Raw genomic sequence first — 12,406 nt, 5'->3', positions numbered from 1 at the left:
GCTCACGGCAAGCCTACTCCCTACTCCCCACTCCCCCGATTCCCTATTTATACGGCTGTAATGCTAATAACCTTACTACCCTTGCGATTCAACTGCTGTAATTTACTAGAAAGTTGCTCGTAGGGTACGATCAATTCCGCAGTACCGCGCCGTACTACAGCTGAGTTTGGGGAAGCTGCTTGTAGTACTCTGATCCGGTATGTTTCGCCGCGACCGCCTCTAGAGAGACCTGTTAAGGCTCCAGAAGAGACTGGGTAAATGGGTGAAGCTAGATTCTTAGCCACTTCCCAGGTGAGGCGTCCTTGTTTTTGTCCTTGAGCGCGATCGCTATTGGCATAACCCCGATACAGTTGGAACAGTCGGCTATAGCCAACGTTTTTCTGTCCTACTTGACTTTTAAAGCCTTTATAGTAGGGGACAATATTTTCGCCAAAATTCTCTTGATATTCTAATGAGTCAATGTAGGAATTAATCTCAGCTTCATAACCTTGTGAGTTATAAAGCTCAACATGGTACGAAATCTCTGACTCATCTTCTGGGGCACGCCCCAATAAATGCTTATAATTCAACTCGATAAACCGAGTTTGGGAGTTGGAGTGGAAAAACTTATCCCGATATAGTTCTGATTGAGCAATGGCTAGCACAAATCCCTTAACGGTGATTACACCTTGCTGCAACAGTGATTCTGCACTCTCTAGACGCTCTCCTTCCAGTAAATATGCATTACCCAAAACCTGACGGTAAGCCGCCCGGATAACCACTGCCACATCTGCTTCTGTTCTATCAGGGCGTAGTTCTACTACTGCTGAATTTTCAAACGCTCCAATCCCTAATCTTGCTGCTTGTCCCAAAGCTGCCATCTTTAACCTCCTCAGTTTTAACTGCAAAAACTGCAAAACTGAAAATTTTTTAGAAAATTTTTTTCTAGTCTTTTAACAGTCTTTTTGAAATTGATACTCACCCTACCTTTAAGTAAGGCGATTTTTAAGACATTGCTGCCTTAATATCCTGTTTCCACAGGTTCCCAGGCTCACCTTACAGGTTTGGCAGTCTCCTATGGGGGAAAAACCTCCAGACGTTCTCTGCCAGATGCTGCACCTAGCTTCCTTCCCCGTAGTAGACGCGGACTCGCTAACGTTGCACTAGCGTCACGTAAGAGAAGGGAGAAAATTGCGCTCGCTGCCTCACCACATTTGCCACAAGGGCGTAGTGATATCTCCTTACGTTATTTCGGGCGTATACTTTCCCCCAGTCTGAGGGTAGGTTTTTAAATCTTGTACTGATAAAAATATTGTGCCAATTGACGGTAGCTTAAAAGAGGCACTGGGTTGTGAACTTTCCCAAAGTTGTAGCAAGTACCGTGCTACGTCGGCAGCTTTTATCCCTGTTCTAAAGCAAAAAATACAGAACTACGTTCTTCTTTCTCCAAGGTTTTCAGCTAGCTTTTCTTAAAAAACTGCCCGGAGAGGTAAACAACTCATAGAACTCACTTGTCATAAGAGCTGATTTCCTCTCCGGGCTAAAGAAACACTCTAGCTTAGAGTATTGATTACGTAGTCGATGTAGGAATTTGCTTCAACAGCTGGGTCGCCGCTGAGACCGTGGTTAGCTTTGATGTACTTGAGAGCTTCAATGTACCAGCTAGGAGAAAGATCAAAAGTCCGGTTGATTTCAGCCAAGCCAGAAATCAAGAAATCATCCAAGGGGCCTGTGCCACCAACAACTAAAGCATAAGTGATAATCCGCAAGTAGTAGCCGACATCACGTACACATTTGCCTTTGCCGCGTGCATCAGCCGCGAAGTTGGGGCCTTGTTGTTGAGTGGTGTAAGGGTACTTGTTATAAACTGCTTGAGCAGCACCTTCGGTCAAGCGTTGAGCATTAGCGCTCAATGCTTTTGCCGCTTGTAAGCTAGCTGGAGCTTGGCGGAAGCGACCAAAAGCAACTTGAATTTCAGTGCTGCTGAGGTAGCGTCCTTGAGAATCAGCCGATGCGATCGCTTCAGTTAGAGGTGTTTTTGTCATTTTGGTATTTCCCTTTTACAAACGTTATGGTTGAAATTTTGTTTTGTCCTATGGACAATTATTTAGTCAACATCAGCAAAGCAAGATTTGCTTAAGCCACAGCAGCAGCAGCACGATCGAAATAGCTAGCTATTTCAGATGACAAAGCACTGCAATCGCCTCTGGTGATATTGTTTGTATCGTTGACAATTGCCAAAGAAGCTTGTTTCAGCTTTTGAATACCAACAGCAACTGAAGCTCCTGGAGTTCCCAATGCCAAGTAGGTTTCCCGCAATCCATTGAGGGCACGATCATCTAGTACGCTGGAATCGCCAGCAAAGATAGCGTAGGTGATATAGCGAAGAATGATGTCCAAGTCTCTGATACAAGCAGCTGCACGACGGCTGGTGTAAGCATTACCACCGGGAGTGATCAATTGGGGTTGTTCTGCCCACAAATCACGAGCCGCAGCAGCAACAAGAGCTGACGCATTGCTGGTAATACGGTTAACAGCATCTGCACGCTTGTTACCATCTTTGACTAGTTCGCTCAATGCATCCAATTGTGCATCAGAGAGATATTCGCCGCGTGTATCAGCTTGGGAAACTACTTTTGCAAATGCATCTAAAACCATTGCGTTAAATCTCCTAATTTGCTTGGTTAAGAATAATTGGACTCAAAACTGAATGGTTCAGTTGATTTTTGATGTCAGCACTGCCTGACGAGTTACGAAAGGTTTAAAACAGACATCCAACGAAATAAGTTTACGATCTCCAGGCTTTCAGATTAAAACTTTTGTTAAAAAACTTCAAACTTCTATGAACGACTGGAAAACCTGATTAAGATGTTGTTTTTTACTTCCAAGTTCTCTTTATACAATGCTGCCGTATCATTATTTATTACAAATTATTGTTATGTTTGTTAATTTCGTTTACATAACTTTACATTTAGGTTAACTTCTCGCACTTTAATAAATACTCGAAATTTCTTTCAGGGAAATCCCTTAAAGAATGCGTAGGCGTAGTTCGCACTTCAGCTACGCGGTAATCGAGCGACTTGCACTGAGTTTCGACTACCTCAACTATCGCGGCGTCGAAGTGAGTCGAGATTCAGTGACCACCCAGGTATCGCATCTTTAACTATTGTAGTATTTGCTACTTGCATCTCCTGCCAGGGGCATACAGGATATTTACGGCTGCACTGATCGATACAAGGTAATAAGTGCAATTTCTTCGCGTCTCTGTTCTCAACTTTGATAAAGAAAAAATACTTGATTTTGGAGAACTTTTCATGATAATCTGTGTTCAGCATAAACTACGGTTATTTGATAAAATTATTGTAGTATTAAATTACACCTATGACTGTAATTTTGCAAACTTGTGATTAATGGGAATAGAAATTACTTCCTATGGTAAAAGACTGGTTTGAATGGCACGACCTCTACAAGAACGAACCAAAATTGCAACAACGCTTGCAAATTGTGCAGGAATACATTTCCTATAGCTTGAATTTGTCCGAACCAGGGTTAATCCGTGTAGTTAGTGTTTGCGCGGGCGATGGAAGAGATTTGCTAGGAACGCTATCAAATCACCCACGAGCAAAAGATGTTTATGCCCGACTCGTAGAACTAAATTCACACCTAGTTGAACGTGGACAACAAACAATAGAATCGTTGGGTTTGACAAAACAAATTGAGTTTATCAATGGTGATGCAACTCTCTCCTCTAACTATGTAGGAGCAGTGCCAGCAGACATTGTGATTGTCTGTGGTGTATTTGGCAATCTTGCAGATGAAGCTGAACTAAATCGCTTGCTAGCAAATTTGAATTTTCTGAGTAAGCAAGGTGCTTTTGTAATTTGGACTCGTGGACACTCTAACGGTATTGCTCACTCTGAGACTGTGCGTAAATTTTTCCATGAATATGGATTTGAAGAAGTGAACTTCAAACTCACCGCAACAGGAGACATGGGAGTAGGTATTCATCGTTATCTTGGTGAAAGTTTAGCTGTACCCAAAGAACAACAGTTTTTCTCCTTTACTGGTGTTCCAAGTAAAGCCAGGTAAATAAAGGGATAGTGATTGAAAAGATTGATAAAATCCAGCACTAAGCTGTTTTTAAATATTTGCTATTACTCACATTTCTGTAACAGTTAAAGTCCACTTGAGTGGACTGGAATTTTGCTGAACATACAAACTCTAGTATGACTTCCGTAATAGTAAACTCAGTAGAGGCAATTCATGAATTGCCCCTACCAGAAAATCAGAGTTTTGTATTGTTTTTGTAAGTCCTTTTTTCCTTTCCCCCTGATTATTAATTCCTGCCAAACACACTGCCAAGGGCACGCGCCATATTTTGCGGTTGCATTGCATCCATTGCGGCGGTGGGTTCGTAGCCGCAGTGAACCATACAATCGGCACACTTGGGATTACCACTCTTCTGGCCGTATTGACTCCAATCAGTTTGGGCGAGTAATTCCTTGAAGGTAGAGTAATAACCTTCGTTCAGCAGATAACAAGGTTTTTGCCAACCGAGAACGCTATAACTAGGACTACCCCAAGGCGTGCATTCGTAGTCCTTCTCACCAGTGAGAAAATCTAAGAACAACGGATTGTGATTGAAGTTCCAGTTTTTTTCACCACTTTTGTATGGGGCCAGAATTTCCCGGAAGAGGGCGCGGGTTTGTTCGCGGTGGAGAAAATGATCTTGATCTGGTGCCCACTCGTAACTGTAGCCGGGAGAAATCATCATCCCGTCAGTATTTAGTGTTTCCAGAAAGTTGAAGAAATCTTGCATATCTTGGGGTTTAGTACCTTCAAAGATAGTGGTGTTAGTTGTAACACGAAAGCCTTTAGCTTTAGCGGCGCGAATGGCTTTGACAGCAATATCAAAAACACCTTTGCGATCGACGCAGTGATCGTGTAACTCGCGCATTCCATCTAAATGCACGCTAAAAGTCAGGTAAGGCGAAGGTTGAAACTTATCCAGGCTCTTTTCTAATAACAAACCATTGGTACACAAGTAAATATATTTCTTGCGCTCAATTAATCCCTGAACAATTTCATCGATTTGGGGGTGTAGCAGAGGTTCTCCGCCAGGAATGGAGACAACCGGTGCGCCGCACTCTTCCACTGCGGCAAAACACTGTTCTGGGGTGAGATTTTGCTTTAAAATTTCCTTTGGATGTTGGATTTTACCACAACCAGTACAAGCGAGATTACACCGAAAAAGAGGTTCCAACATCAATACTAAAGGGAAGCGTTTACGTCCTTTCAAACGCTGAGTAACAAGATACTTCCCAATATCCATAGCTTGTTGTAGATTAACTGCCATTGTTGCGATCGCTCCTCTTTTAAAGATAAATGCACCACTTTCTCAACCCCAAGATTGATCTATGGGGTCTTAAATTTTGAATTTTGAATTTTGAATTCCCCAGAGGGGTTGACATATCCCTGAGCAACAAACCAATCCACAGCATCTTTGAGCGCGGCGTTCAGCGAAGATTGGGGTAGACCCAACTCTCGTACAGCCTTTGAAGCATTGTAATACATCGGTTGTTTCGCCATCCGAACGCCATCCAATGGCACTGAGGGCGATTTACCCAGTGGTGCGAGAATCTTTTCATCAATCCAGGCAACACCAAGGGGCAACCAAGCGGGTACTGTTCGTTGAGGTGCGCTAAGACCTGTGATATCGGCGAGTTGTTCGAGTAGTTCTTTGAGACTGAGGTTTTGATGACCTAAGATATAGCGATCGCCTGATTTACCCCGTTGCAAAGCCAGTAAATGCCCCCATACCACATCCCGCACGTCGATAAAATTTAGACCAGTATCCAAGTAAAAGGGCATTTGGCCTCGCAAAAACCGTAAAATTATATCACCCGTAGGGGTAGGTTTGATATCCAACGCGCCAATGGGGCTGCTGGGATTGACAATAACTACCTCCTGACCTGTAGCAACGGCTTGCATAGCTTCTTGTTCAGCCAAAAACTTAGACTTTTTATAGTCACCCACCAACTTTTCTAAGGGACTCTGATGTGTTTCATCCACAACTTCTCCTGACGATCCTACCCCAATTGCCGCAACCGAACTTGTGTAGACGGTGCGTTCAATATTAGCTTTGCGAGCTGCTGCCAACACATTGCGCGTACCCAGGACATTGTGACGATGGAGTAATTCTCGGTCTGTTTGCCACAGGGAATAATGAGCTGCCACATGAAATAGATATTGACAACCTCTCATTTGTTGCCAGAGATTTGGATCGTTCAAATCGCCTTTGACAATTTCCACATCCAAACCGCGTAGATTCTCCAAATTGCTGGTTGAGCGTACCAGCACTTTGACGGCATATCCTTCTTGTAGGAGCAACCGTACCAAATGAGCGCCAATAAAACCCGTACCCCCCGTGACAAAAACCTGCATCAACTTGCCCCCTGCTCCTCTGCTTCCCTGCTCCCCCTCTTCTTAAACCGGGGAAACCAATCATCCAAAATAGTGTAGACGACTGGCACAACAATCAAACTGAGAATAGTTGAAGTTACTAGTCCACCTGCGATCGCTACAGCCATCGGCGATCGCAATTCGGAACCTGCACCCAAACCCAAAGCGATCGGCAGCATCCCTAAAATAGTGGAGGCCGTGGTCATCATAATTGGTCTGAGGCGCACTAGTCCGGTGTTGAGAATCGCCTCTGTACGCTCTAAGCCAGCATTGCGTAACTGGTTGATATAATCTACAAGCAAAATCGCATTTTTATTTGCCAGCCCTAGCAAAAAGACGAAACCGATCAATGAGATCATACCAAAGTCGCTCTTGGTAATTAGTAGCGCCAACATCGCCCCCACTAGTGCTAAAGGCAAAGATACACCAATAACTAAAGGGTCTACCCAGCTTTTGAATAGTAAAATTAGTACCACAACAATGCACAAGGCAGATAAAGCTAAAGTACTGCCGAAACTGCTAAAAACTTTATTTTGGTTAGCAGAGTCTCCCCCCAAATTTAAAGAAACATTAGAGGGTAACACCGCGTTTGCTTCAGCTACTACTTTGTCAGTGGCATCACCCAAAGACAGATCCTTGCCAAGATTAGCACTGATGTAGGCTACGCGCTGATTATTCAGACGCTCGATCTGAAAAACCGTGCCTTGTGGATTCGTTTCACCTGTAACTGTGACATCAGCGAATCCCGGTAGCCTTTGAATCCTTTCTTTAATTGCTTTGACTGCTTTGCTCAAAGCTTGGAGATTATCACCTTGTAATGCTATTTGCAGGGGTTTTTGACCGCCAGAATCGACAAATTGAATATCTTCAACACTAGTAGTTACCCCAGAAAGAGCAGGTAAGGAGGAGCGCAACTGGTCTTGTAATTCCGCAGTTGTAATTGTGCGATTTTCCTTTAACTTTACATATAGTGTCCCTTTATTTGGTTCACCCTCACGAGAACCAATAGTGGTAAATACCGTTTCAACTGTTGGTGATTTTCTGACAACCTCTTCTAGTTTTTTCGCAACCTCAAGAGAATCGTTCAAGGGATTGGGAATTTGAGACTGGAGACTAGGATTTCTCCCCTGCTCCCCTGCTCCCCCCCGGTCACTGAGCGTAGCCGAAGTGCTGCCCCCCTGCCCCTCTCCTCCACTAGGAATACTCGGCAAAGGAGCCGTATAAGCAATATTAAATTCGCCGCGATCAAGTTTGGGAATGAACCCTTTGGGAATTAGTGGAATCAGTGCTATACCTGCGATGAAGCTGAGTACAGCTAACCCGATAACTATCTTGCGATGATTCAAAGACCAACTCAGCAAGTTTCTGTAAAATTGAGTAAACGCTACCCAGATTTTTGCTTCTCGACGTGGGGAGAGCGAGGATTTCGGTTTTAGCCAGTAGATAGCCAAAACTGGAGATAAAGTCCGAGCAACTAGCATAGAAGCAAGCATCGCGGCTGAAACAGTGATGCCGAAAGGCTTGAAAAACTGACCGATGACACCACCCATCAAACCTATGGGTAGAAAAACTGCTACTGCTGTCAAAGTAGCGGCGGTGACTGTCAACCCGATCTCATTTGTAGCTAAAAGCGCTGCTTGGCGAGGAGTTTCCCCATCTTCAACATGTCGCATGATGTTTTCCACATCCACGATCGCATCATCAACAATGCTACCAATCACCAAAGCTAAAGCCAGCAGGGTGATTGTTTCCAGGTTGAAGCCGAAAATCGCCATAACGATAAACGTCGCCAACAAAGACGTGGGAATCGCCAAGGCAGAGATGAGAGTTGCCCGCCAATTCCATAAAAAAGGAAAAATTACTACGATTGACAACAAGACTGCTTCCAGCAAAGCATCAATTGTTGACTGGGTGGCTTGGCGGATATATTCTGCTTGGGTGGCAGCTAAGGTGAGTTTGACATCTTTAAGGGTAGAGCGTAGCCTTTGAACTTCTTTCTCAACCCGACTCACTACTTCCAAAGTATTAGCATTACCGCGTTTGATTACCTGAAATGCGAGTGCATCTTCACCGTTAAACCGGACTAATGTCGCCCCACTTTGGGGGACTGTTGCACTTGCATTCGCTGGATTTATTGGAGGAGTTGCATTAGCAGCGCCTAGTAGTGAGACTTTCAGGACTCCTGGTAGTTTAGCGATCGCACTCACAATCTCATCTTGCGCCAACTTCGTCAAATCCTTGAGATTCCGCGTGGGACTCTCTATGGCATAACTAATGGCGGCTGACTCATTTAAATTCAGGGGAATAATTTTGGAAGTTGCTCCTTGAGGTAAAGTCAACTTCTTCAGGGCAGTTTCAACTTTTTTGGTCGATGTTTCTAAATTCGTCCCTACGACAAAAGAAAGGGCAACAGCAGTTTGACTTGGATAGGTAGATGAGCGGATATTCTCCAGTCCTTCTAGGGAACGCAGGCGTTCTTCTAGGGGTTTGGTAAGCTTCGTTTCTGTATCCAGCGCAGTTCTCAGAGGTGCTGTAGCATTCACAACCACCACCGGAAAGGTAATATCTGGAAACAAGGCATACTTAAGGGAGCTGAAAGCCAGAACGCCGGCTACCGTTACGGCAATCCAAAAACTCACCGTCAGCCACGAAAATTGAATCGCCAATTTGGAAATATTGAAGAGTTCTCGTGCGGATTTGGAGTTATGAAGCTTTACCATCTTGGAAAATTATCGTGTGGGTGACACAATTATTTAGTCATGCTACAGCAATCACCTTCGGTTTGCGAGTTTTGGTTAGTACTAAACGGCAATATTACTTATTGTCACTCAGATATAACCCAATTTTTAATACAAAAAGGAAACTTCAAGATAAAACTTGGTTCTGTGACTTGCTACCATTGCTCTCCCTACCTTAGAGTTAATCCCCAAACGCAAACTTGAAACTGTCGAGAGGGTTAGTGCCTAACTTTTTACCCATTAATACAATTTTGGTGCCTCAGGGAGCAGAATATAAAGCTGTCTGTCGCGGATTAAGCGGCGTTTCTGGCTCCATCCCAACGGTAGTAGCTATACCTGTTGGGATGAAGGCTTTACTCAAATATCTCCAACAAGGACAATTTCTAGCTTCATCGAGAGTGCTGATGATGGGTCTATGTGGCAGCTTGAGCGATCGCCACACAGTTGGTGATATTGTGCTGTATCAAGATTGTGTTTATCAGGGGAAGCAGCAAGAATGCGATCGCACTTTGACAACACAATTGCAATCTTCGATATCAGAAAAAGTATCTTTAGTCAAGTCAGTGACAAGCGATCGCGTAATTTGCTCTGCTGCTGAAAAAAGCCGTTTAGGTAAGACTTTAGCAGTTGATGTTGTTGATATGGAAGGATTTACCGCCCTAGAATTTTTCAATGCTGTTGGGGTGTCCGTGGCAATGCTGCGAGTAGTGAGCGACGATTGTCAGCATAATATCCCCGATCTGACATCAGCAATTAACTCTGATGGTTCCCTAAACTCTTTTCCTTTAGCAATGGCAATGCTTCGACAACCCATTGCTGCGACTCACCTGATTCGAGGTTCATTAACAGCATTAAAGGTATTAGAGCAAGTTACAAATCTGCTCTTTTCAGACTATAGCCTGAAATAATTTGTTGCGTCTTGAATTGCACACATAATCATTTTGTGAAATCTAACTATAGATAAACATAGTTATTTAACTGAGTTCGACGAACCTCTCTCCTAGCCTCCCTATTTGAAACCCAAAGGAGGAGCAACGAAAAATTCAATTTTTGCTCCCCTCTCCGACATGGAGAGGGGTTGGAGGAGAGGTCAAATAATACTTGTCGAACTCACGTTTATCTGTAGTTATTTTTGTTTTTAGATCGCGTTAAAACAAATAAATAAGTACCGTTTATGTAATAATAAATACAACTATAGATTTGTTGTGTAATTACTTGTGGAATAAGTTTTACATAAACTTTATCGTTATATATATCAAGTAGAAATTGAGATTGGGAAACATAGATATATAAACTTATCAGGGTTGGGTTACATGAGAGCTAGTTCTATTGAATTAGAAATCAAAAATACCCTTTTGCCAGGATAGCTCGGAACTAATTTACCAACTATCTAACAGAATTTATGAATCTCAATCACAAGCTCTACCTATACTCGTTCCTAGCTCGTTTTCGATGGCTGAAAAAAAGTTACACCGCTAAAATCATGTTGGTGGCTTTTTTGGGCACTCACGTACCACTTCTGACCTTACTTTTGAGTTTCGTCATCTCAAACTCCTATTCTTTAGAGATGGCGATCCGAGTTATGCTCATTGCTTTGTTGGCTACGTTAGTAGGTACCGCCGTCACACTTTACGCCCTACACCACCTCCTCAAACCGGTTATTTTGACATCTACTGCATTGCAAAATTATCTAAATACCAAAACCCTACCTGAATTACCCACAGAATTTGCTGATGAAGCGGGTACATTGATGGCGGATACCTCACAAACTCTTCACAAATTAGATGAGTTAATTCACTACATCACTAATTATGACGATCTCACTGGATTGCCCAATCGTGATTTATTCCGCGATCGCCTCTATCAAATTCTATCCCAACCTGAAAATAACCAGCGCCTTGTAGCTATCTTTTTAGTAAGTATTGATGATTTCACTGGTATAAGTCATGGGTTGGAGCATGAAACAACAAATTTGTTGTTAAGAGCAGTTGCTCAGAGGTTATCATCTGGCATAGGGCAAACAGATATTCTTGCTCATTTAAATGGAGATGAATTTATCATTGCCCGCATAGAGATTGTTTCTCTTGAAAATGTGATTAAGCTATCTCAAGTGCTTTTGAGTACCCTGAGCAAACCCTTTTCTGTAGAGGGTAACTTGATTCATATCACCGCCAGCATCGGCATCACAATTAATGGAATAAATGATCGTAATAGCGTAGATCAACTTTTGCAACAGGCTCACATAGCACTGTATCAGGCCAAGCAGAAAGGGCGTAGCCAATACCAATTCTATTCGCCAGAAATTAATGCTCAGTTGCAGGAACGACTGACTTTAGAAAATGAATTACATGGAGCGCTTGACCGTAACGAAATGCTGGTTTATTATCAACCTCTGATTGATTTACATAGCGGACAAATTACAGCTATGGAAGCATTGGTTCGCTGGCAGCATCCTACATTAGGTTTTATTTCTCCAGGAAAGTTTATTCCTATTGCAGAAGCTAATGGTGCGATCGTACCAATTGGCGAATGGGTCTTGCGAACTGCTTGTGCCCAAAACCGTGCTTGGCAGCTTGCTGGATTTCCCCCAATTCGGATATCTGTAAATCTGTCAGCTCGACAGTTTGAACAACCGTATTTGGTTGAAATCATTAGCCAAATTATTGAGGAGACTGAACTCCAAGCATCCGATCTAGAACTGGAAGTAACGGAAAGCTTTTTGATGGGTGATATGGAGCGATCAATTAAAACCTTAAGACAATTACGAGAACAGGGTATATGGTTGGCTCTAGACGACTTCGGTACAGGTTATTCGTCCCTGAATTACTTGAAGCGCTTTCCTGTGAATATACTGAAGATTGATCAGTCATTTGTGAAAGATGTCATGTCTAATCCTGATAGCGCTGCTGTCACCAATGCCATTATTGCCCTTGCAAAGAGTCTCCGGTTGAGTATCACGGCAGAGGGTGTGGAAACCCAAGAACAGCTTGACTACCTGAAAATGCAAGGATGTGACGAAGGCCAAGGTTACTACTTCAGTTGTCCTGTCCCTGCTGATATAATTGCCCCGATGTTACAGAAAAGTTCTAAACAGATGAAGATAATTTCAGCATAAGTGGATGCCTAAGCCAGAAAAGGGAGCAACGCGAGAATGTGAGATCATCGCTTTTTGAAGCAGGGGGAGCAGGGGGAGCAGGGGGAGCAGGGGGAGTAAAGAGAGAATTTAG

At 43.3% G+C, this 12,406-nt stretch carries 10 protein-coding genes; 4 read left to right on the top strand and 6 right to left on the bottom strand.

Annotated features, from left to right (window positions below; all coding sequences use genetic code 11):
• Positions 1-47: 47 nt before the first annotated feature.
• The 3 genes from RMX98_RS14975 to RMX98_RS14965 all read right to left on the bottom strand — a co-directional run bounded on the left by RMX98_RS14975 (position 48) and on the right by RMX98_RS14965 (position 2,637).
• The gene (locus RMX98_RS14975; RefSeq protein ID WP_322678548.1) at positions 48-860 is read right to left on the bottom strand and encodes a phycobilisome linker polypeptide; all 813 of its coding nucleotides are present in this window, start codon (positions 858-860) and stop codon (positions 48-50) included.
• A gap of 672 nt (positions 861-1,532) precedes the next feature.
• A complete protein-coding gene (gene cpcA / locus RMX98_RS14970) occupies positions 1,533-2,024 on the bottom strand; it encodes a phycocyanin subunit alpha (protein WP_322678547.1) in 492 nt (163 codons plus the stop codon).
• Between the two features lie 91 nt (positions 2,025-2,115).
• Positions 2,116-2,637, bottom strand: a complete 522-nt coding sequence (locus tag RMX98_RS14965; RefSeq protein ID WP_099099077.1) for a phycocyanin subunit beta — start codon at positions 2,635-2,637, stop codon at positions 2,116-2,118.
• 774 nt (positions 2,638-3,411) lie between these two features.
• Here RMX98_RS14965 and RMX98_RS14960 point away from each other — a divergent pair.
• Positions 3,412-4,068 carry a class I SAM-dependent methyltransferase family protein gene (locus RMX98_RS14960; RefSeq protein ID WP_322678546.1) on the top strand — a complete coding sequence of 219 codons (657 nt, stop codon included), beginning with the start codon at positions 3,412-3,414 and terminating at the stop codon, positions 4,066-4,068.
• 247 nt (positions 4,069-4,315) lie between these two features.
• On the opposite strand, the gene hpnH is transcribed toward RMX98_RS14960, so the two are convergent.
• Genes hpnH through RMX98_RS14945 form a run of 3 tightly spaced genes read right to left on the bottom strand, consistent with a single transcriptional unit; the run spans position 4,316 to position 9,161 of the window.
• Positions 4,316-5,335 (bottom strand): adenosyl-hopene transferase HpnH, encoded by a 1,020-nt coding sequence (hpnH, locus tag RMX98_RS14955; protein ID WP_322678545.1) that lies wholly within the window; start codon positions 5,333-5,335, stop codon positions 4,316-4,318.
• 59 nt (positions 5,336-5,394) lie between these two features.
• Positions 5,395-6,423 (bottom strand): hopanoid-associated sugar epimerase, encoded by a 1,029-nt coding sequence (gene hpnA, locus RMX98_RS14950; RefSeq protein WP_322678544.1) that lies wholly within the window; start codon positions 6,421-6,423, stop codon positions 5,395-5,397.
• Positions 6,423-9,161, bottom strand: a complete 2,739-nt coding sequence (locus RMX98_RS14945; RefSeq protein ID WP_322678543.1) for an efflux RND transporter permease subunit — start codon at positions 9,159-9,161, stop codon at positions 6,423-6,425. The genes hpnA and RMX98_RS14945 overlap by 1 nt, the downstream gene beginning before the upstream one ends.
• Here RMX98_RS14945 and RMX98_RS14940 point away from each other — a divergent pair.
• The 3 genes from RMX98_RS14940 (at position 9,131) to RMX98_RS14930 (ending at position 12,294) form a co-directional block, all read left to right on the top strand.
• Positions 9,131-9,358: a hypothetical protein gene (locus tag RMX98_RS14940; protein WP_322678611.1), complete on the top strand. Its 228-nt coding sequence runs from the start codon at positions 9,131-9,133 to the stop codon at positions 9,356-9,358. The two genes, RMX98_RS14945 and RMX98_RS14940, sit on opposite strands and share 31 nt — an antisense overlap.
• A 42-nt stretch (positions 9,359-9,400) precedes the next feature.
• Positions 9,401-10,087: a phosphorylase gene (locus RMX98_RS14935; RefSeq protein WP_322678542.1), complete on the top strand. Its 687-nt coding sequence runs from the start codon at positions 9,401-9,403 to the stop codon at positions 10,085-10,087.
• Between the two features lie 494 nt (positions 10,088-10,581).
• Positions 10,582-12,294 (top strand): bifunctional diguanylate cyclase/phosphodiesterase, encoded by a 1,713-nt coding sequence (locus RMX98_RS14930; RefSeq protein WP_322678541.1) that lies wholly within the window; start codon positions 10,582-10,584, stop codon positions 12,292-12,294.
• Positions 12,295-12,406 lie beyond the last annotated feature (112 nt).

Origin of the sequence: Nostoc sp. DedQUE02 (genome assembly GCF_034531035.1) — a bacterium.
In the GTDB taxonomy this organism is placed as follows: domain Bacteria; phylum Cyanobacteriota; class Cyanobacteriia; order Cyanobacteriales; family Nostocaceae; genus Nostoc.
Note: the sequence above shows the minus strand (reverse complement) of the source record. Positions and strands in the feature narration are given on the sequence as shown.

Excerpts from the sequence above, each read along its gene's own strand:
- RMX98_RS14975 (WP_322678548.1), bottom strand. The coding sequence starts at position 860 with ATGGCAGCTTTGGGACAAGCAGCAAGATTAGGGATTGGAGCGTTTGAA.
- cpcA (WP_322678547.1), bottom strand. The coding sequence starts at position 2,024 with ATGACAAAAACACCTCTAACTGAAGCGATCGCATCGGCTGATTCTCAA.
- RMX98_RS14965 (WP_099099077.1), bottom strand. The coding sequence starts at position 2,637 with ATGGTTTTAGATGCATTTGCAAAAGTAGTTTCCCAAGCTGATACACGC.
- RMX98_RS14960 (WP_322678546.1), top strand. The coding sequence starts at position 3,412 with ATGGTAAAAGACTGGTTTGAATGGCACGACCTCTACAAGAACGAACCA.
- hpnH (WP_322678545.1), bottom strand. The coding sequence starts at position 5,335 with ATGGCAGTTAATCTACAACAAGCTATGGATATTGGGAAGTATCTTGTT.
- hpnA (WP_322678544.1), bottom strand. The coding sequence starts at position 6,423 with ATGCAGGTTTTTGTCACGGGGGGTACGGGTTTTATTGGCGCTCATTTG.
- RMX98_RS14945 (WP_322678543.1), bottom strand. The coding sequence starts at position 9,161 with ATGGTAAAGCTTCATAACTCCAAATCCGCACGAGAACTCTTCAATATT.
- RMX98_RS14930 (WP_322678541.1), top strand. The coding sequence starts at position 10,582 with ATGAATCTCAATCACAAGCTCTACCTATACTCGTTCCTAGCTCGTTTT.